The sequence below is a fragment of the Undibacterium sp. genome (genome assembly GCF_030683615.1).
Lineage (GTDB): Bacteria > Pseudomonadota > Gammaproteobacteria > Burkholderiales > Burkholderiaceae_D > Undibacterium > Undibacterium umbellatum.
The window spans coordinates 183,173-201,754 of record NZ_JAUXQE010000006.1 but is presented as its reverse complement, the minus strand read 5'-3'; the positions used below and the strand labels follow the sequence as shown (position 1 = coordinate 201,754).

Annotated in this window: 19 protein-coding genes and 1 riboswitch; of the genes, 3 read left to right on the top strand and 16 right to left on the bottom strand. The window is 52.2% G+C overall.

The genetic code is table 11. From position 1 onward, the window contains the following. Positions 1 to 7: 7 nt before the first annotated feature. Both Q8K39_RS03930 and Q8K39_RS03925 read left to right on the top strand, forming a co-directional pair. On the top strand, positions 8 to 1,606 hold the full coding sequence (locus tag Q8K39_RS03930; RefSeq protein ID WP_305258380.1) for a PepSY domain-containing protein: 1,599 nt from the start codon (positions 8 to 10) through the stop codon (positions 1,604 to 1,606). A 78-nt stretch (positions 1,607 to 1,684) separates the two neighbouring features. Further along, on the top strand, positions 1,685 to 2,092 hold the full coding sequence (locus Q8K39_RS03925) for a hypothetical protein (RefSeq protein WP_305258379.1): 408 nt from the start codon (positions 1,685 to 1,687) through the stop codon (positions 2,090 to 2,092). On the opposite strand, the gene Q8K39_RS03920 is transcribed toward Q8K39_RS03925, so the two are convergent. The 16 genes from Q8K39_RS03920 to Q8K39_RS03845 all read right to left on the bottom strand — a co-directional run bounded on the left by Q8K39_RS03920 (position 2,089) and on the right by Q8K39_RS03845 (position 17,516). Next, positions 2,089 to 3,510 (bottom strand): cobyric acid synthase, encoded by a 1,422-nt coding sequence (locus Q8K39_RS03920; protein ID WP_305258405.1) that lies wholly within the window; start codon positions 3,508 to 3,510, stop codon positions 2,089 to 2,091. The genes Q8K39_RS03925 and Q8K39_RS03920 overlap by 4 nt on opposite strands. A 34-nt stretch (positions 3,511 to 3,544) precedes the next feature. Further along, on the bottom strand, positions 3,545 to 4,354 hold the full coding sequence (locus Q8K39_RS03915; protein ID WP_305258378.1) for a cobalamin-binding protein: 810 nt from the start codon (positions 4,352 to 4,354) through the stop codon (positions 3,545 to 3,547). Continuing rightward, positions 4,351 to 5,268 (bottom strand): cobalamin-binding protein, encoded by a 918-nt coding sequence (locus Q8K39_RS03910; protein ID WP_305258377.1) that lies wholly within the window; start codon positions 5,266 to 5,268, stop codon positions 4,351 to 4,353. The genes Q8K39_RS03915 and Q8K39_RS03910 overlap by 4 nt, the downstream gene beginning before the upstream one ends. 180 nt (positions 5,269 to 5,448) lie before the next feature. Further along, positions 5,449 to 6,462, bottom strand: coding sequence for a threonine-phosphate decarboxylase CobD (gene cobD, locus Q8K39_RS03905; protein WP_305258376.1), 1,014 nt, complete (start codon positions 6,460 to 6,462; stop codon positions 5,449 to 5,451). Then, complete coding sequence (gene cbiB, locus Q8K39_RS03900; protein WP_370868552.1) at positions 6,455 to 7,408, bottom strand: adenosylcobinamide-phosphate synthase CbiB; 954 nt, start codon at positions 7,406 to 7,408, stop codon at positions 6,455 to 6,457. The genes cobD and cbiB overlap by 8 nt, the downstream gene beginning before the upstream one ends. Next, positions 7,402 to 7,980 (bottom strand): bifunctional adenosylcobinamide kinase/adenosylcobinamide-phosphate guanylyltransferase, encoded by a 579-nt coding sequence (cobU, locus tag Q8K39_RS03895; RefSeq protein ID WP_305258375.1) that lies wholly within the window; start codon positions 7,978 to 7,980, stop codon positions 7,402 to 7,404. Before cobU ends, cbiB begins: the two co-directional genes overlap by 7 nt. Further along, a complete protein-coding gene (locus Q8K39_RS03890) occupies positions 7,977 to 9,290 on the bottom strand; it encodes a cobyrinate a,c-diamide synthase (RefSeq protein WP_305258374.1) in 1,314 nt (437 codons plus the stop codon). Before Q8K39_RS03890 ends, cobU begins: the two co-directional genes overlap by 4 nt. Next, positions 9,284 to 9,910, bottom strand: coding sequence for a cob(I)yrinic acid a,c-diamide adenosyltransferase (gene cobO / locus Q8K39_RS03885; RefSeq protein ID WP_305258373.1), 627 nt, complete (start codon positions 9,908 to 9,910; stop codon positions 9,284 to 9,286). Before cobO ends, Q8K39_RS03890 begins: the two co-directional genes overlap by 7 nt. Before the next feature lie 45 nt (positions 9,911 to 9,955). Beyond that, positions 9,956 to 10,729, bottom strand: a complete 774-nt coding sequence (locus tag Q8K39_RS03880; RefSeq protein WP_305258372.1) for an ABC transporter ATP-binding protein — start codon at positions 10,727 to 10,729, stop codon at positions 9,956 to 9,958. After that, the gene (locus Q8K39_RS03875) at positions 10,729 to 11,784 is read right to left on the bottom strand and encodes a FecCD family ABC transporter permease (RefSeq protein ID WP_370868555.1); all 1,056 of its coding nucleotides are present in this window, start codon (positions 11,782 to 11,784) and stop codon (positions 10,729 to 10,731) included. The genes Q8K39_RS03880 and Q8K39_RS03875 overlap by 1 nt, the downstream gene beginning before the upstream one ends. 141 nt (positions 11,785 to 11,925) lie before the next feature. Next, positions 11,926 to 13,797, bottom strand: coding sequence for a TonB-dependent receptor domain-containing protein (locus Q8K39_RS03870; protein ID WP_305258371.1), 1,872 nt, complete (start codon positions 13,795 to 13,797; stop codon positions 11,926 to 11,928). A 182-nt stretch (positions 13,798 to 13,979) separates the two neighbouring features. Continuing rightward, positions 13,980 to 14,218: riboswitch (cobalamin riboswitch) on the bottom strand. Positions 14,219 to 14,323: 105 nt separating this feature from the next. After that, the gene (locus Q8K39_RS03865) at positions 14,324 to 14,668 is read right to left on the bottom strand and encodes a PilZ domain-containing protein (RefSeq protein ID WP_186954230.1); all 345 of its coding nucleotides are present in this window, start codon (positions 14,666 to 14,668) and stop codon (positions 14,324 to 14,326) included. Positions 14,669 to 14,724: 56 nt separating this feature from the next. Then, positions 14,725 to 15,273, bottom strand: coding sequence for a histidine phosphatase family protein (locus Q8K39_RS03860; protein WP_305258370.1), 549 nt, complete (start codon positions 15,271 to 15,273; stop codon positions 14,725 to 14,727). A gap of 1 nt (position 15,274) precedes the next feature. Continuing rightward, entirely contained in the window at positions 15,275 to 16,042 is a 768-nt protein-coding gene (locus Q8K39_RS03855; RefSeq protein ID WP_305258369.1) for an adenosylcobinamide-GDP ribazoletransferase, read from the bottom strand. Positions 16,043 to 16,070: 28 nt separating this feature from the next. Further along, positions 16,071 to 17,108, bottom strand: a complete 1,038-nt coding sequence (gene cobT / locus Q8K39_RS03850; protein WP_305258368.1) for a nicotinate-nucleotide--dimethylbenzimidazole phosphoribosyltransferase — start codon at positions 17,106 to 17,108, stop codon at positions 16,071 to 16,073. 9 nt (positions 17,109 to 17,117) lie between these two features. Next, positions 17,118 to 17,516 (bottom strand): diacylglycerol kinase, encoded by a 399-nt coding sequence (locus tag Q8K39_RS03845; protein ID WP_186954225.1) that lies wholly within the window; start codon positions 17,514 to 17,516, stop codon positions 17,118 to 17,120. A 230-nt stretch (positions 17,517 to 17,746) separates the two neighbouring features. Here Q8K39_RS03845 and Q8K39_RS03840 point away from each other — a divergent pair, with 230 nt between their 5' ends. Beyond that, on the top strand, positions 17,747 to 18,526 hold the full coding sequence (locus Q8K39_RS03840; protein ID WP_186954224.1) for an IclR family transcriptional regulator: 780 nt from the start codon (positions 17,747 to 17,749) through the stop codon (positions 18,524 to 18,526). The last annotated feature ends 56 nt before the right edge of the window (positions 18,527 to 18,582 follow it).

Sequence of the window (18,582 nt, the reverse complement as noted above, 5' to 3'; positions counted from 1 at the left end):
GTAGTCAATGAAAATCAGAAGTGACATCCTGCGTGTCTATCAATCCCTGCATACCTGGGTAGGGATCAGTGCGGGCTTATTGTTGTTCATCGGTTTTTTTGCTGGTGCCTTGACGATGTTCAAGCAACCGCTGGACCACTGGGTCAGTCCACCGACACCTTCACCCGCCATGGTCAACGCGCAGCACATCGACAGCCTGGCACTACAAGCGCTGGCACAGCACCCTGCTGCGCGCAAAGGCTTCACCATGCATCTGGGTCATCATGACAATAATGCTGCGACCATGAGCTGGACGGCAGGCAGGCCCGGACGTGAGCTGGATTTCTCAGCAAAACAATGGAGTGCCACGCTTGATGAAACGGGTATTCTGCAAGCAAAAGAAGAATTGCCGTCTATCCTGGCGCAAATGATAGACATGCTGCACAGAACAGGCGGGATACCTGGAGAGATAGGCAACGAATACCTTGGTGGCTATCTCATGGGCGTGGCAGGTATTTTGTACTTTCTGGCTCTGATATCTGGCGTGATTCTATTACTGCCGACCATGGTTAAAGATTTCTTTGCCCTGCGCCCTGGCAAGAACCGCAAACGCTTCTGGCTTGATGCCCACAATATCATCGGCATTACCAGCCTGCCCTACCACATCGTCATCAGTGTTACCGTCATTGTATTTGCCTTTCATGATCAGTTTTATGACAGCCTGGCAGAAGTAGTCTATAAAAACCAGGCCATGTTTGGCAAGCCACCGGCAGCAGCAGCCAAACCCTATGAAGCCAAAGACATGCTGCCGCTGACCAGTATCATCAGCAACGTCAAAGCGCAGGCAGGTGACTCAACAATCTCAGAAATACAGTTTTTTGGACTGGAAAGCCTACGCCCTATGGCAAGGGTAGCGCTTGTCAATCCACGTTATTTGGTGCAAGGGCCTGAGGCTGGCTACCTCATACTCCATCCTTATACCGGAGCTGTGATCAATGCCAGCATGTTGCCGGGCAAGGAAAGCACCTGGAGCGCCATCGTCGGCCCCTTCTTTTCCCTGCACTTCGGCAGTTACGGCGGCGACATGATGCGTTGGGTGTATTTCGCCTTTGGCCTGAGTGGTGCCTTCCTGTTTTACTCCGGTAATTTATTGTGGCTGGAAAAGCGCCGTAAAGTACAACGCCGTGACCAGGCAGTGCCAGTGCAAACGCTTTCTACCAGGTTGATGGCTGCTGGCACTGTTGGTGTTTGCCTGGGCTCTGTGGCAGGCGTATGCTTCACCCTGGTGGCGGGCAAATTGTTTGCTGCCACGGCAGAAAATATCAATGTTGTTTATTTATTCGTGTATTACAGCGTCTTCCTGGGTGCGCTGGTCTGGGCATATTTGCGTGGGGCAGCACGTTCTTCGGTAGATTTGCTATGGCTATGCGTGATAGCTGCGCTGGCTATTCCAGCCAGTTCCACCATCATGGTCGCGCAGTCTACATCCAATAGCAGCCTGACTGGAATTGGCGTGGAACTGGTTGCTATCGTAACGGCACTGACATTTGCTTATGCCGCACGTAAGGTTGGCAAGCGAGTCAAGGATGAAACAAAGGACTGTGTCTGGTCTTTACAGCAAAGCTAGTCATTTACTGAAGAAGTATCTTGACCTTGGACTCAAGTCCAAGGTTTAACATGGTCTCTCCTAACTCTGGAGAGACTTATGCATCTTAACAACTACCTGCGCATCGTGCGCGCCAGCGCCTGGTATGACTTGATTGTCACGATAGGTTTTGCCACACCCTGGAGCTTTGCCCTGATTCATCAAAGCATCACACAAATCCATACTGGCCTGGGTCTCGCAGGTGAGTTCCCTGCATTTGCCGCTGCCCATGTCCTGATGGCGAACTTGCTGGGCTCCATCGTCACGATCTGGGCCATCCTGCGCCTGCGTGACACGCGCGTGGTATATGGTCGCTATGACGCCGCCGGGCGTGTCCTGTTCAGCATGTGGCAGTTATATGCAGTTGCTCATGGTGCAAGCCAGATCATCCTGGCGTTCACCGTGTTTGAAATCGCTTTTGGTATTGCGCAGTTACTGCCTGTTGAAAAAGAGGCAGCAACTGATTAGAGCCTCTGCAAGGCATCTAGTAGCGGCACGCAGGCGTCCGCCACCCGGTCCAGGCTAAGTTCACGCAACGCAGCCAGATCGACCTTGTGCTCGCTTTCCAGTCCTGCCCAGGCCAGCAAGGCGGCGCAGGCTTCTGGGTGGTCGAACAGGCCGTGCAGATAAGTGCCGAGTATCAGGTCATCGGGTGAGCGTGCGCCTTCGTCTTCGCCATTGATCTTGAAAACTGGCTGAGTGTCGTTACTGGCATAAGTAATGCCCATATGGATTTCGTAGCCATTGACTTGAGCTGTGCTGGAGTTGAATGCGCAAACACCTGTCACCTGTTGCAGACGTTTTTCTTGCGTCAGCTCAGTGGTGATGTCTAGCAGGCCCAGGCCATCAGAATCACCGGCCTGCCCTTCTACACCATGCGGGTCGCTAATGACTTGCCCCAGCATTTGATAACCACCACAAATGCCGATGACTTTGCCGCCATAGCGTAGATGTTTTTCCAGCACTGCCTGCCAGCCCTGCGCCTGCAAGAATGCCAGGTCAGCGCGGGTGTTTTTACTGCCGGGCAGGATGATCAGGTCGGCAGGCGGTATCACCCCGTCCGGGCCTATGAATTGCAGATCAACGTCGGGGTGGGCGCGCAGTGCATCGAAGTCAGTATGATTGGATATGCGCGGTATGGCAGGCACGATGATGCGGAACTTACCAGCATTGCCCTGGCTGGACTGTATCGCATCTTCGGCATCCAGTTGCAGGCCGTGCAGGTAAGGCAGGACTGCCAATACAGGTTTACCAGTTTTTTTCTCCAGCCATTCAAGACCAGGTTCCAGCAAACGTATATCGCCGCGAAAGCGGTTGATGACAAAGCCTATGATACGGTTTTGCTCTGATTCAGAAAGACAATCCAGAGTGCCGACGAAATGGGCAAACACACCACCACGATCTATATCGGCCACCAGGATGACGGGGCAATCTACGGCCTCGGCAAAACCCATATTCGCGATATCGCGGTCACGCAAATTCACTTCGGCAGGGCTGCCTGCACCTTCAACAATAATCGCCTCATATTGCTGTTGCAGGCGTCCGTAGGATTCAAGCACTGCCCCCATGGCGATGGTTTTGTATTGATGGTAATCACGCGCATCCATATCTGCCCTGACCTTGCCATGGATGATGACTTGCGCGCCGGTATCGGATGAAGGCTTCAACAAGACTGGATTCATGTCAGTATGCGCAGGCAAACCTGCTGCCAACGCTTGCAAGGCCTGGGCACGCCCGATCTCGCCGCCGTCAATGGTCACGGCGCTGTTGAGCGCCATATTTTGCGGCTTCATGGGAACGACGCGCACGCCCTGACGGTACAACAGGCGGCACAGGGCCGCAACCACCGTGCTTTTGCCAGCGTCAGAAGTCGTACCTTGTACCATCAGCGTGGATATTTTCATAGGATAAATTTCTTGTTCACGCGGTCTGTGCAGACTGCCATTCAGCAATCAGTATATGCAATTGCACCAAGCCATGCTGTATCGCTGAAGGACCTGGCGAAAGTATGTCTGCCGATTTAATTTCCAGCACCCTGCCATTTCTTACAGCAGGGATATGATCCCAGCCTTCGCGGGCAATCACGCTGTCAGGCCGGAACTTCTTGCCACACCAGGAGCCGATGATGATATCTGGTGCACGCAGTATGATTTCTGCAGGGTCGGCAATAATGCGCTCTCGGGCACTATGATGCTGCGCCAGGTCAGCAAAAGCATCTTCACCACCAGCGATATGGATCAGTTCTGACACCCAGCCTATGCAGGACATCAGTGGATCATTCCATTCTTCAAAATAAATTTTTGGCCTGCGTGTCCAGCCTGCGCTTTGCTGTTTGACAGTTGCAATTTGCGATTCCAGTTCTGCGATCAACACGGAACCCTGCTCCTGCTTGCCGACTAGGTTCGCCAATACCCTGATCATATGCAAAATACCGCCAACGTCGCGCTGGTTGAAGGCATGCACTTCTATGCCTGCACTGATCAGCTCACGCGAAATCTCGGACTGCATATTTGAATAGGCAACGACCAGATCAGGCTTCACAGCGAGTATGCGGTCTATCTGCGCAGAAGAAAAACCACTGACCTTGGGTTTTTCATCACGGGCGCGGGCCGGTCTGGTGGTATAGCCAGAAATGCCAACCACATAATCTTCTGCCCCCAGTGCATACAAAACCTCCACCGCTTCTGTAGAGAGGCAGGCAATACGTTGATACAGGCTGGCTGAATTCATTTTTTCCCTTGTGGCGGCACCACGGTTTTGTCGCGTTTCTGCCGGGCTTGCTCAAGCGCCTGACAAATCAATTTCGCACCTTCGATAATGCGCGGGCCAGAACGGTTGACCAGATCACCCTCTATAGATACCAGATTATTATTTTTTGTTGCAAGTAAGGTAGGGAAAGTTTTCCACTGCTCAATGCCGCTCACCGCCTGGGTTTTGCTGTCTCCAGTGATGATGACTTCAGGATTTTCCTGCAAGACAGCTTCTGTACCAACCACAGGTGCCGTGGTGGCTAATTTACCAAAAATATTTTCACCACCGCAGGTGCGAATAGCATCACTGACGATGTGGCTGTCATTCAACGTATAGAGCGGCTTGCCCCACACCTGATAAAAAGTCCTGACCTTGCTTTTGCCCTGATACTGACTGTTCAGTTGCTGTACTTGTTGCCTGAATTCAGCCGCAGCTACCTGCGCCTGTTTTTCTGTACCAAACAGACTACCGAACTTGATCAGGGTCTCTGCCACATTATCAAGCTTATGCGGTTCACTGAAGAAATAAGGAATGCCGGAATTGTGCAACATTTCCAACTGTCGTTCGTAGGCACCATGCATCCATACAATGAGCAAGTCCGGTTTCATCGCCAGTATGCGTTCAATATCCAGTTGACGATTGTCCCCTACGCGCGGAATATTTTTTGCCGCCGCCGGATAATCGCTGTACTTGACCGTACCAATTATCCTGTCACCCGCACCTGCAACGTAAATCATTTCCGTCACATGTGGCGACAAACTGATAATCCGCTGTGCAGGCTTCGCCAGGGTAACCTGATTACCCAAGTCATCCGTCACTGTAATAGTCGCCTGTGCATGCGCAGTCAATGCAGCAAATCCGGCAGCCATCAAAAAGTTCAATAACCTGAACATACAACTCCAATACTCAAAAATAAAAACGAAATGCAGAACTCCTTTGCACTTCCTCTGTGCTTACTCTGTGCTTACTCTGTGGTGTATAGCAGGGAATTCGAATGGCATGCCATTCGCCTGCGAAACGAAGATTTCCCAAGAGAAATCTTTCCTCCCTCCGTTCCTCTGTGGTGAGTGGTTTTATTTTTGTGACCCACACCATTCATCCAGACCAAGAACTAGCCGCAACCAGCCAGCTTCACTCCCCGGCAATCCAAAGCGCAGGCCATGCGGCCTATGTGCCCCCGGCGCAAACCAACGCAACCAGATGCCACGCTCTGCCATGAACTGCCACAACTGTTCCGACTTATCGTCCAAGTCTTGATGACTGCACCACTGAAACAAATCAGTACCTGATGAACGCATGTCATGCGTTTTCAAAAGCTGGCGCAATCGTTCACCTTCTTGCTGCAAACGTTGCGCTGTCTGCATTTGCCATTGCCGGTCATTCAAAGCAGCGATGGCAATTTGCTGAGCTGGCCCGCTGACACTCCAGGGCCCTAGATAATTTGCCAATTGCTGTAACAAATTCTGTTCAGCTGCGACAAAACCCAGACGTATGCCAGCCAAACCAAAGAACTTGCCCACTGAGCTCAAGACGATCAAGCCAGGCTGATCTGTATGGTTAGCCACACTCATATCGGGCACGGTATCGGCAAAGGCTTCATCAACAATCAACCAGCCACCACGTTCAGCCAGTTGCGCAGCCCAGCGCAAAAGCTGGGCTGGTGTAATGAATTCACCAGTAGGATTATTTGGATTACACAGAACCACAACATCTGCCTGTTCGACGGCAGCATGCAACTCCGCATAAATGCATTCAGTCACCGCGTGCCCTGCTTGCCGCCACTGATAAGCATGTTCGGCATAGCTGGGGGCTGACACAGCAACCAGCGCAGCCTGGCGCAAGCGCGGCAAGGCTTGTATCACGGCCTGCGAACCTGCCACAGCCAGCATCTGTGGCGCGCGATAATAAGACTGTGCTGCTTGTACCAGCGCATCAGAATACTCAGGCAAGCGATGCCAGGCATTCGCTGCCAGTTGCGGTGCCGGATAAAAGTGAGGATTGATACCGGTGGACAGGTCCAGCCAATCTCCCAGCGCACGGCCAAAATGGCGCACCGCATCGCGCAGATTGCCACCGTGTTCAAGCATGAATGACTCCACTCAAAAATATGGCCGCCAGCAAGGCTACGCCACACCACAAGGCAGCGCCAGTTTCTACCAGACGCAAGGCACGCAGAATATCTGCTGCATTCGCTGTATCGCCCTCACCCAATGGTGGCCGGACTTCGGCCACGCCGTCATAACTGGCTGCGCCCCCCAAAGCCAGGCCAAGCGCACCAGCACCGGCAGCCATTACTGGCCCCGCATTGGGGCTAGGCCAGCCAGGTGCCTGACGCTGCCAGCATTGCCATGCCAGGCGGGTCTTGCCCAATATCGCATAGGTGCATGCAGTCAGACGAGCGGGTATCCAGTTCATGACGTCATCCGCGCGTGCTGCCACACAGCCAAAGCGCAGGAAGCGTGTGGAGCGATAGCCCCACATGGCATCGAGAGTATTCACGAGACGGTACAAGACGGCACCCGGACCACCCAGCAAGATGAACCAGAACAAGGTAGCGAAAACGGCATCACAGCCGTTTTCGAGCACGGATTCGACGCTGGCTTTGGCCAGGTAGGCTTCATCCGCATTTTCTGTATCACGGCTGACGATATAGGAAGTGCGTTTTCTGGCTTCGGCCAGATCACCAGTCTGCAAGGCAGTGGCTATAGCGGCATTATGTTCGTGCAAGCTGCGCAAGCCCAGGCAAAAATACAGCAATATTATGTGCAAAATCGGCGCCAGCCAGAGGCTGAAGCGCTGTGCCAGTAGCACCACCACCAGGCTCAGCGCGACCAATGGCAAGACCGCCAGACACCAGGCCAATGCCCCTGTCCAGCGGGTAGCAGTGGGTTTGTTCAGACCGCGCTCTATGGCATTTACCAGATTACCAAAACCCACCAGCGGGTGGAACTTCTTCACCTCTCCCAAACCCGCATCCAGCAAAATGCCGAGCAGCAGACATAGCACCATGATCAGTCCATCCTGCATCAGCATGGTTTGCCTTTCAAATACAGCGGCAAGCCAGCAGCAACCCAGATCACATGATCCGCAATGGCGGCGACAGACTGATTCAGTCGTCCCGCTTCATCAACAAACCAGCGCGACACCGCCCCCATGGGGACGATGCCCATGCCGACTTCATTCGATACCAGGATAATCTGACCCGGTGCCTGCACCAATGCATCCAGCAATGCCTGACGTTGCGTGGCAAACTGCGGTGGCGGAGAAATGTGACCTATCTCTGGAAAGTCTGTCTTTACTGAAAACAGTAGATTCGACAGCCAGACCGTCAGGCAATCGACGAGGATGATATTGTCTGCACGGCTATGCTCCATAATGGTCGCGCCCAGTGCCAGACTTTGTTCCAGCGTGCCCCAATGCGCGGGGCGGCGAGCACGATGATGGGCAATGCGTTCCTGCATTTCAACGTCGCCTGCCTTTGCGGTTGCCAAGTAAAGCACTTCCTGCTTGCCTTCACTAAGCCTGCTCGCCAGTTGCTCAGCAAACGCACTCTTACCCGAACGCGCACCACCAAAAATCAGGCTGGTACGTTGCGCGGTACTCATATTTTATCTCTTAAGAACAGTGCTGCCGTTGCTGACGGATTAGAAGCAAAGTAAGCATGAAAATAAGAGGCACGTACATTGCCAATGCGGTAAATAGCTTCGCCCTGCTGCTGAGTAGAATGTTTAATCGTATGGCTGCTAGCCGCCAATATCGTTTCAAAGCGCGAGTAATGAAAAGTATGCCCGCGCAATTCGCCCTGCGCAGTCGCCCATGCCTGCGCACCCAGCGCTGCCAGCCTTTTTTGCATGATGACTTTGCCTGACAATATGCCAGCCATGGGCCATCTTTGCTCCTGTTGATCCACCAGGCCTTCGGTAATGGCCATCATGCCGCCACATTCTGCCAATATCGGCATGCCTTGAGCATGTGCGGCGTGCAGGGATGCCAGCCAGTTATTGGCCTGCGTCAGTGACTCTGCATGCAATTCAGGATAACCGCCGGGCAGGTACAGGGCATCAGCTCGCTCTGGAATCGCTTCATCAGCAAGAGGCGAAAAGAAAACCAGTTCTGCACCGAGTCCGATCAGGCATTCAATATTGGCTGGATAGATAAACGCAAATGCTGCATCACGAGCAATGGCAATGGTTTTACCAGCCAAATTCCCGGCAGTTTGCAATACATGCTGAGCCTGATGCTCATGCAATTCAAAACTGGTGTCTGGCAAGGCATCCCAGGCCTGCATATCCAGCTCCAGGCTGTCGGCCATGACATCAAGTATGGCTTCAATGCGATCCACTTCCTGAGGCAAGACCAGCCCCAGGTGCCTCTCTGGTAAAGCCTCTTCCTGACGGTGCAGGCAGCCGAGCAAGGGGATATCACGCATGGCAGCTGCCACCATCTTGGCATGACCTTCTGAGGCTATGCGATTGGCAATGACGCCTGGCAGATGCACCGGCCCAAAATCACGCAAACCCAGGGCCAGTGCACCGACTGTCTGCGCCATGGCAGAGGCATCAAGCACAGCCACAACAGGCACACCAAAGGCGCGCGCAAGATCGGCTGATGATGGATTGCCATCATACAGGCCCATGACGCCTTCGATGAGGATAACGTCGGCATCCATCGCCGCACGTGCCAGCATGCCTTCAGAGTCAGCCTGCCCTACCATCCACAAATCCAGCGAATGCACAGCTGAGCCACAAGCGCGCTCCAGCATCATGGGGTCGATAAAGTCTGGGCCGGTTTTAAATACACGTACCGTCTTGCCCAGCTTCACCAGCTTGCGAGCGAGTGCTGCTGTAGTCGTAGTTTTTCCCTGGCCTGAGGCGATAGCCGATATCAGTACGACCTTGGCGCTGGGCCTTACCATTCCACACCTGCCTGCGCCACGATACCTTCTTTGAAGGCATGCTTGATGACATTCATTTCTGTGACAGTATCGGCAATGGCAATAAGTTCTGGCAATGCACCGCGACCGGTGACGGCGACGTGCTGCATTTCTGGCCTGCCGTCAAGATCGTCAATCACCATCTGCAAATCCAGGTAATGGTATTTCAGAGCGATATTAAGTTCATCAAGCACCACCAGGCCTATCGCAGGGTCATTTAAAAACCGTCTTGCCTGCTCCCATGCGACGGCGGCTTTTTCCATATCGCGTTCACGGTTCTGGGTGACCCAGGTATAACCTTCACCCATGGCATGAAATTCGACTTCATCAGGAAAGCGGCGCAAGAAAATCTCTTCGCCAGTCGACATAGCGCCCTTGATAAACTGAACCACACCGACCTTCATACCATGCCCCATGGCGCGCATGACCATGCCGAAAGCACTGGAGCTTTTACCCTTACCATTGCCAGTATGCACCAACAAAACACCCGTCTTGCGCTGCGCCTGCTCAATCTTTTCGTCCATCATCGCCTTTTTGCGTTGCATGCGGCGTTCATGACGAGTGTTGATATTATCGGTCTCGGTTTCTGGCTTTGGTGGCATTGCACTTGTCATGGTGATAGTCTGTGTGATGGTTTGTTGTGATGTTTAGTTTTGCGGCAGGAATATGGTTTGCCCGCCATGTGTGAAACGTTCTATTGGGTGCCCAAGACAAATGCTGAGTTGGGATGCGCTGAATATGTCGTCTGCTGGCCCAGCTTGCCAGCCACCATCACCCATCAACAACAGGGCGTGGGTGGCAATGCGGTAAGCCATATTGAGGTCATGGCTGACCATAACGACAGCCTTGTTTTGTTGTGTATCTTCTTTACTGCATAAACGGGCAAACAATTGCATGACGCTGACCTGATGACCCAGATCAAGTGCATTCGCTGGTTCATCCAGCAGCATCCATCTGGCGTCCTGAGCCAGCAAAGCAGCAATGGCCACACGCTGTCTTTCGCCGCCAGAAAGGCTACGTACATCGCGCTCTGCCAGATCGGCGACATCCATCTCGCGCAGCGATGACATGGCAATATCCATGTCATCATTGTTTTCCCAGTAATGTGCGTCCTGATAAGGATGGCGGGCGCTGAGTACAGTATCCAGCGTAGAATAGCCAAAAGCGTCTGCCCTGCCCTGCGGCAAGAAAGAACGCTCACGGGCAAGCGCTGTCAAAGACCAGTCTTGCAGCGGTTTGTCATGCAAATAGACCTGGCCGCTTTCTATGGGACGCAATCCAGCCAATGTGCGCAGCAAGGTACTTTTGCCAGCACCATTGCGGCCTATGATGCACCAGCATTCACCGGGCTGTATCTGCCAGTTGAGTTCGCGCACAAGTACACGTTTTCCTACCGATATATTGAGAGAACGGATGTCCATCAGCGCCTCCTCAATTGATGCAGTTGCAGCAGGAACATGGGCACGCCTACCAGGGCAGTAATGACACCAACCGGTAACTGCTGTGGTGCGACCACGGTACGGGCCACCGTATCTGCCAGCACCAGGAAGCAGCCACCTGCCAGCGCCGCAGCAGGTACCAGCAAGCGGTGATCCGGCCCAAAGGCAAAGCGGCAGATATGCGGCATGATGAGCCCGACAAAACCTATGCTGCCCGCATTGCTGACTGCGCTGGCAGTCAGCAATGCAGAACATAAAAACAGCAATTGACGCAGGCTGCCAATATTGACGCCCAGAGTACTGGCATTGTCAGCATGCATGGCAGCGACATTGATGGAGCGTGCATTGCGCATGGCGAACAACAAGATGGCGCCGAGTATCAACCAGGGCAGATAGCGCGACTGGGTATTCGACAAATCACCTATCATCCAGAACACCATGCCGCGCAAGCGGCTGTCTGGCGCAATCGACAGCATGAGAGTGATGATGGCACCGCAACCAGTGGCAACGATAACACCAGTCAGCAACAGGATAGGTGCACTGCCATCGGTACTACCCGCACCGCGCAAGTCGCGGTAAGCAAGGCCAAACAGCAACAGCGCAACGGTAATCGCACCGACAAAAGCAGCCACATCCACGAGCCAGAATGCACCGAAAAACAAGATGGTCGCCAGCGCACCGACAGATGCTCCACCGGATATACCGAGCACATAAGGATCAGCCAGCGGGTTGCGCAACAGCGCCTGCATCATCACACCGGCCAGCGCCAGCGTGGCACCTGTAACGAAACCAGTCAGTGCACGTCCGAGGCGCAAATCCAGCAAACTGCCAGGCAAGGTCGTTGGTGGGCCACGCAACAATTCCAGCAAGGCTTGCCATAATTCAGCAAAGCTCAGGGACACTGAACCGCAGACGCAGGCAATCAATATGCTGCCTACAGCTGCGGCGAATAAAATAGGGAGAACCAGACCAGCACGTTGAGCGACCGCCATCCTGGGGGATTGCTTGCGCTGTCGTGCAGAAAAATAAGACGCCATCATCGGTCTGGTCCAAAAGAAAAAACATGTTTTGATGTGCAGCGTCTTTTGAAAAACCAGACCTGCACATCAGGCTATCAGCTTGCGATGTGACGTGCGATGCAGCCGTATCAACCATTTCGCTTCACATCAATGCCAGACTTATTTAAAGCCGTAGTTCACGCCAACAAATACATTGGAACCGGCTGTTGCATAATTTCTCGCCAATTCGTAGTCTTTGTTTAGTGCATTATTCCAGCGTGCCAGTACAGTCGTGTTTTTCGCAACCTCATATGTTGCGTACAAATTCAGCAAGTTATATGAGCCCAGGACTTTGGTGTTGGCAGCATCATCATAACGGTCTCCCGAATAAATGGCTTCTACACCAAGCTTTGCGTTTGCAAAGGAATACTCTGCAGCTAAAGTACCATGCTGTTTGGCACGGCGTGCCAGGCGTTTATTTGCCGTGTCGTCTTTAGGATCCTGAATATCGATGGAGCCACGCACTGTAAGGTCAGCAAAACGGGTTGTGCCGCCGATACTTAAACCAGACAGAGTTGCCTTGTTGACGTTGCGTGCACAGCCAAAAGAATAACCAGCAGGACAATCCTTGGAACCAGCGGAAACCAGCAAATCAGTTGCTTTGTTTTGATAATACACTGCACTCAGTTGCGTATCACCTTGCTCAAAATACACGCCGATTTCTGCATTTTTTGCTTTTTCAGGCTTATTAGTGGCAACACCATAACCCTGGTAATACAACTCATTGTAAGTTGGTGCACGGAAGCTGGTGCCGTAGCTGGCATTGACGCGCAAAGCATCGCTTAAGCGGTAGCCGTATGCCACGCTACCCGTAGTATTGGAGCCGTATTGTGAGCTACGATCATTGCGTAAACTAGCGCTGGCCAGATGTGCATCGTGTTTGAATACATAAGATGCAGCAAAAGAATTCGTCGTACGTTTCGTACCGTTGATACCCACCGATGGGATACCCCCAGACACCGAATCAACTTTTTCCTCGCGCGTTTCTGCGATCAATTGCAATACATCTTTACCGATACGGACATCATTTTGGAAGCTAAGGCTGTCCTGATGTGTATCAATCTGGCTCTTGCCATATGATGCATCGGTAAAACCTTTATCTGCTGCTTTGGCATATTGCAGAAATGCCGACCAGTTATCTGTGAACTTGCCACGACCGAAGACGGCGATGGTTTCCAGCTTCGAAACACTACGGTCATCTTTTGATGCACCAGCATCAAACTGCGCATCATTGCGACTATGCAAAATGCTTGCGCCCAGCTCATAACCCTTACTAATTTCCCATACCAAACGACCATTAAAGCTGTCCAATTTGTAACCATCTTTATCTGGGTTATAGGTGAATGTACCTGCGCCCGGTTTGCTGGCAGAAAAACCATCACTTTCTTCGCGTGCAGCATTCAAACTCAGGCTAAGGTTATTTGCCACAGAACCAAAGATACCTGCATGCAATTTGTGTGTATCATAGCTACCCAAACCAGCCGACATGGTAGGAGAGAGAACACCAGTACCTTTTTTGGTGAATACCTGAATAACACCACCCATGGCATCAGCACCATACAAACTGGACAAAGGACCATACACGACTTCGATACGGTCTATTTGTGACAATGGAATGGAAGACCAGGTAGCGCCACCGGTAGTGGAAGAGCCTATGCGTACGCCATCAATCAACACCACGTTTTGCGCGTTGCTACCGCCACGCAAAAAAACGGAAGAAGAAGTGCCAGGACCACCGTTGCGGGTAATTTCTATGCCGCGTTGCTGTTGCAACAGATCGACAACAGAAGCAGCGCCGGATCTGGCGATATCTTCTGCCGTGATGACGACATTGTCAGCCAGCACATCCTTGGCGGCTTGCGTCTGGCGACCAGCGGTAATGACCACGCTGGAAGCAGCGCCTACAGCAGCAGTTTGCGCAAAAGCGAAGGTGGATGGGAATGCAGCGGCAATGGCCAGGCTGAGGGCAAGCGGTTTGAATGCAGATGTCATGATAATTCAGAAAAAAATGGAGCAAATAGCCGACGTCCCCGCAGGCTACTTTGAACAAAGCAATAAGGACAATTGATCGTCTACTACAGGTCCACTCAGGCAGCCTGCACTATCAGGATTTCGCACGACGCCAATCAACATGGCAATCCATGCGCATCTGTTGCACGAAAGTTCCCCGTCCGTATTGCTTCACTTATTCTGGCCGGTATCCGGGCTGACAAGTATCACCATCTGACCTTCCCATGCACTTAGCACAGTGGTATTGGAAAATGGCTGGCTGCGTGTGAACTACAAACATGTTCTAAATTCGCAGCAACTTGTACACCGTTGCGGGGGCAGCACACTTTTGCAAGAGCTTAGTGTTTCCCGTTTAACCGCGGATATGAATATACCCGCGAGCACCAAAACCCCGCCATTCTATAGACAGATGGGGGCAGCCGCAAGTTTGGGAGATTTAAAAGTTGACGCAGTTCAGTTTATTAACTTATTGAAAACAAAGCAGATTTACTTTTAAGCGAGCCCTGATTCAGCTCAGATGGGCTGTCTTGGAAATCCATGCAGTCACCAGTTCAGTGTGCAATTGCGACATTTCCGAGAGTTGTATGCCAACATGATAAACCTCACCACTGAGAATGGCATGCCTGACTGTGCCTTTGCAACTGACCTTGTAAATCTGGGATTCCTGAAAGATGCCGGGGATTTCTATTAGCATGGGGTAACTACGTTGCGGGATCAGGTTTTCAGTGGTGTGTATGAGCACACCCTCTGCCGAGATATTGACCAGCTTGGCAAGAACCAGTTTACCGTCAGGCAATTTGACGCCTGCACGCCAGGTCACAGTAATACGCGGGGATCTCCTGAGTTCTATCATGCAATGACCATGGGAAACATGGCTTTATTGTCAGTCTTGCGTAAATACTATCTGCATTAAGTGTTAAATACCAGTATTTCCTGATATTCACCAAAGGCGAGGCTGAGGTTTTGTGCACACACCACACCTGCCAACTCCTCAGCCGCCATACTTACTTGCCAAGCCAGCAACATGCGCATGACACCGGCATGGGTAACTACAATGGCGTCTGGTATGTTCCGTGCATGCATGTCAACCAGCCAACTGAGCGTGCGTTGCGCCAGGTCTATGGCTGATTCCAAACCGCCAGGTTTATAGCTGGCGGGGGCTGCGGCCCATGCGTCAATTTCGGTTCTTGGGATGTTGTCCCAGGCTTGCATTTCCCAAACGCCAAAATTGAGTTCTTTCAAACGATCATCAAACAGAGGCTCGGCATGCAATAGCCTGGCAAGACGGGCGCAACGCTGCAAAGGGCTGGAAAACACTGGCAAACCTGGCCGCAACTGACTGGATAGTTTCTGCACCAATGCGTCACAGTCAGCTTGACAGACATCGACATCCGTTTGCCCATAGCACAGACCTTCAGCTATCTGTGGCTTGGTGTGCCGGAGCAAATGCAGGCGCATATCAGGTCACCTGAAAAGCCAGCAAACCCAGATAGATAGCCACTTCTGCCACTTGCTGGGTGGCCCCCAGACAGTCACCTGTAAACCCGCCTATCCTGCGCTGAAACAGGCACGCCATACGCCAGGTCAGCAATAACATCAGGCCCAACGCCAGCAACAATCCATGCAACGAAAAGGGAAAAAAATGTAAAAGCACTGCGCCTGGCAACAACACTGTCAGACAGGCGACGAGAAATTCACCTGAGTGCATTTCCTGTGCCAATGGCTTGGCCTTGCCTTCATGCCTTGCATATTGCATGAGCCAGATCAGGCTACAAGAAGCCAAGCGCGACAAGGGATGCGCCAGCAACAAGGCTGGCACGATCATCGAAGCAGGCAAGCTGATCAATAATGTCAGCTTCAAGGCCAGCATCAGTAAGATACCGATGGCACCATAGGCACCGACGCGTGAATCCTTCATAATTTCAAGCACGCGCTCTGGCGTCATGCCACCACCAAAGCCATCGCAGACATCGGCAAAACCATCTTCATGAAAAGCGCCAGTCAGCAAGACGCCTGCAACGGTAGACAGCACAACTGCTACCGCATGTGGCCATAATTGTACTGCGGCGACATAGACACCGGCACAGCCTGCGCCGACTACCCAGCCAGTTGCCGGAAAATAGCGTGAAGACTGGCGCAGCCAGTCAGGCTCAAACCCCACCCACGCAGGGATGGGGATGCGGGTAAAAAATTGCAGGGCAATGAAGAATAGGCGTAGTTGATGCAAACCGACTCCAGCAATAGGAAAAACTATGTTAGTCGCTGCTTTTTTCACTGACCTGTGCTGAGGCAAAAGTAGCCATCTGGTTCAGGAAATTCACCGCCGCTTGCAACATTGGGTACACAAGTGCAGCTCCAGTGCCTTCGCCCAGACGTAAATCCAGTTGCAACACTGGCTTGACCTGCAGAGCCTGCAACATACGGGCATGTCCGCTTTCATCTGATTGATGAGAAAACACACAATAATCAAGTATCGCTGGATGCATCCTGGCTGCCACCAGCAAGGCGCTGGTGACGATGAAGCCATCTATCAGCAAGACCATGCGGCGCTCTGCCGCTGCCAGCATGGCACCGACCATGGTGGCAATTTCAAAACCACCAAATGTAGCCAGCACATCGGCAGGCGCTCCTACATTTGCATGTAAGGCCACGGCGGCTTCAATCACAGCCTGTTTATGGCGTATGCCTTCGGCAGACAAACCTGTACCAGCACCTACACAATCAGCGACAGGAACACCTGTCAGCTTGTGCATGAGTGCAGCCGCGGCCGTGGTATTGCCTATACCCATCTCGCCAAAACCCAGTACATTGCCAGACAGAGCGGCCACCAGTTCAGCACCATTTTTCATCGCAGTCTGGCATTGGGCAGCAGTCATCGCCGGTTCTTTGGCAAAATTGCATGTGCCATTGGCGACTTTCATGCTCAGCAGCTTTTCGCGCGCACCAAAATCATGGTTCACGCCAGTATCCACTACATGTAAGGCAATACCATTCTGGCGCGCAAAGACATTGATCGCGGCACCATCAGCCAGAAAATTCTCCACCATCTGCCAGGTCACATCCTGTGGAAATGCAGAAACACCTTCTGCCACCACGCCATGATCCCCCGCAAACACAATAATGGCAGGCCCACACAGTGATGGTTGCGTGGTTTGCTGTATCAAGCCTATTTGCGCTGCCAGATGTTCAAGACGGCCAAGACTGCCCAAGGGTTTGGTCTTGTTGTTGATGGCGGCGGCGAGCTGGGCTTCCAGTGCGGAATTGGCGCTGCTGGCGATATTGAAATTAAGCATATCTCGAGGTCAATAGTAAAAACGGTCAAGCAAAATGACTACCCAGGTAGCCAGAGCAATCAACACTGTCAGCAAGACAGCGGCACTGCCAAAGTCCTTGGCATTCTTGGACAAGGTATGGCGCTCAAGCGAAACACGGTCAACCACTGCTTCAATCGCTGAGTTAATCAACTCTACGATCAGGATCAGGATCAGTACCGCTATCATCATCAGCTTTTCAAAGGCCGATACTGGCAAAAACAGGGCGATGACAGAGCCCGTGACGACCAGCACCAACTCCTGGCGGAAAGCATGTTCGTTTTTCCAGGCGGAACAAAGGCCATCGATGGAATAAAGGAAGGCCGAAAAAATACGGCGCAGGCCACTTTTGCTTTTGAATTCACTGACAGCTTGTTCTTTTTCAGACATTTCTCTTCCTTATCCTAGATGCAGATGAAGGCCAAACCTGGATGCCTTCGCTCAGGTGGCGAATTTTACAGGACTATAAGTCAGGGACAAGCAGATTTACTTGCCGTCAACAGAATTATTGCAAGTGCAATTGATGCATACCTATGATGATGTTACATTTTGACAGCGAAGCAGTGACGTTCATTTCACATTGTGGTATAACTTATATATTGCAGCGCACCAACCACAATATGAAAAACGATACACCTTCGTCAGAGAAAACTTCCATCCAGGTCATAGAACGCATGGTGTCCTTGCTGGATGCCCTGTCACGTTACCAGGATCCGGTCAGCCTGAAGGAATTGGCCATCGTTACTGGCTTGCACCCATCAACTGCTCACCGCATCCTCAATGATATGGTGCTCACACGTTTCGTTGATCGTGCCGACACTGGCTCATATCGCCTGGGCATGCGTTTGCTGGAATTGGGCAATATCGTCAAAAGCCGTCTGGATGTGCGTGAAGCCGCGCTGGAATTCATGCGCGCCCTGCACCGCCAAACCAACCAGACCATTAATCTGTCGGTACGCCAGGGCGACGAAATAGTTTACATAGACCGCGCCTTCTCTGAGCGTTCTGGCATGCAGGTGGTACGCGCCATCGGTGGCCGTGCCCCACTACATCTGACATCCACTGGAAAATTGTTTTTGTCTCTGGATGAACCTAAGGCCATCCGCGCGTACGCCACTCGTACAGGCCTGGCCGGGCATAATAAAAATTCCATCACTGATTTGGCAAAACTGGAAAAAGAATTGGCTGCGGTTCGGGAAAATGGCTACGCCAGGGACAATGAAGAACTGGAACTGGGTGTGCGCTGCATGGCAGCAGGCATTCATGACGACAGCGGCAAAATGATTGCTGGCCTGTCTATTTCTGCGCCTGCTGACCGCCTGCAGGAAGAATGGCTAAGCAATCTGACTGAAACAGCGAGGCAGATTTCTTTCACCCTGGGCTACATGGAAACGAGATAAAAGGGAATACCTTTGCCAGCACTGGCTTAGCCCATGATACGGTCATGGGCTAAGCA

Excerpts from the sequence above, each read along its gene's own strand:
- Q8K39_RS03930 (WP_305258380.1), top strand. The coding sequence starts at position 8 with ATGAAAATCAGAAGTGACATCCTGCGTGTCTATCAATCCCTGCATACC.
- Q8K39_RS03925 (WP_305258379.1), top strand. The coding sequence starts at position 1,685 with ATGCATCTTAACAACTACCTGCGCATCGTGCGCGCCAGCGCCTGGTAT.
- Q8K39_RS03920 (WP_305258405.1), bottom strand. The coding sequence starts at position 3,510 with ATGGTACAAGGTACGACTTCTGACGCTGGCAAAAGCACGGTGGTTGCG.
- Q8K39_RS03915 (WP_305258378.1), bottom strand. The coding sequence starts at position 4,354 with ATGAATTCAGCCAGCCTGTATCAACGTATTGCCTGCCTCTCTACAGAA.
- Q8K39_RS03910 (WP_305258377.1), bottom strand. The coding sequence starts at position 5,268 with ATGTTCAGGTTATTGAACTTTTTGATGGCTGCCGGATTTGCTGCATTG.
- cobD (WP_305258376.1), bottom strand. The coding sequence starts at position 6,462 with ATGCTTGAACACGGTGGCAATCTGCGCGATGCGGTGCGCCATTTTGGC.
- cbiB (WP_370868552.1), bottom strand. The coding sequence starts at position 7,408 with ATGCTGATGCAGGATGGACTGATCATGGTGCTATGTCTGCTGCTCGGC.
- cobU (WP_305258375.1), bottom strand. The coding sequence starts at position 7,980 with ATGAGTACCGCGCAACGTACCAGCCTGATTTTTGGTGGTGCGCGTTCG.
- Q8K39_RS03890 (WP_305258374.1), bottom strand. The coding sequence starts at position 9,290 with ATGGTAAGGCCCAGCGCCAAGGTCGTACTGATATCGGCTATCGCCTCA.
- cobO (WP_305258373.1), bottom strand. The coding sequence starts at position 9,910 with ATGCCACCAAAGCCAGAAACCGAGACCGATAATATCAACACTCGTCAT.
- Q8K39_RS03880 (WP_305258372.1), bottom strand. The coding sequence starts at position 10,729 with ATGGACATCCGTTCTCTCAATATATCGGTAGGAAAACGTGTACTTGTG.
- Q8K39_RS03875 (WP_370868555.1), bottom strand. The coding sequence starts at position 11,784 with ATGGCGTCTTATTTTTCTGCACGACAGCGCAAGCAATCCCCCAGGATG.
- Q8K39_RS03870 (WP_305258371.1), bottom strand. The coding sequence starts at position 13,797 with ATGACATCTGCATTCAAACCGCTTGCCCTCAGCCTGGCCATTGCCGCT.
- Q8K39_RS03865 (WP_186954230.1), bottom strand. The coding sequence starts at position 14,668 with ATGATAGAACTCAGGAGATCCCCGCGTATTACTGTGACCTGGCGTGCA.
- Q8K39_RS03860 (WP_305258370.1), bottom strand. The coding sequence starts at position 15,273 with ATGCGCCTGCATTTGCTCCGGCACACCAAGCCACAGATAGCTGAAGGT.
- cobT (WP_305258368.1), bottom strand. The coding sequence starts at position 17,108 with ATGCTTAATTTCAATATCGCCAGCAGCGCCAATTCCGCACTGGAAGCC.
- Q8K39_RS03845 (WP_186954225.1), bottom strand. The coding sequence starts at position 17,516 with ATGTCTGAAAAAGAACAAGCTGTCAGTGAATTCAAAAGCAAAAGTGGC.
- Q8K39_RS03840 (WP_186954224.1), top strand. The coding sequence starts at position 17,747 with ATGAAAAACGATACACCTTCGTCAGAGAAAACTTCCATCCAGGTCATA.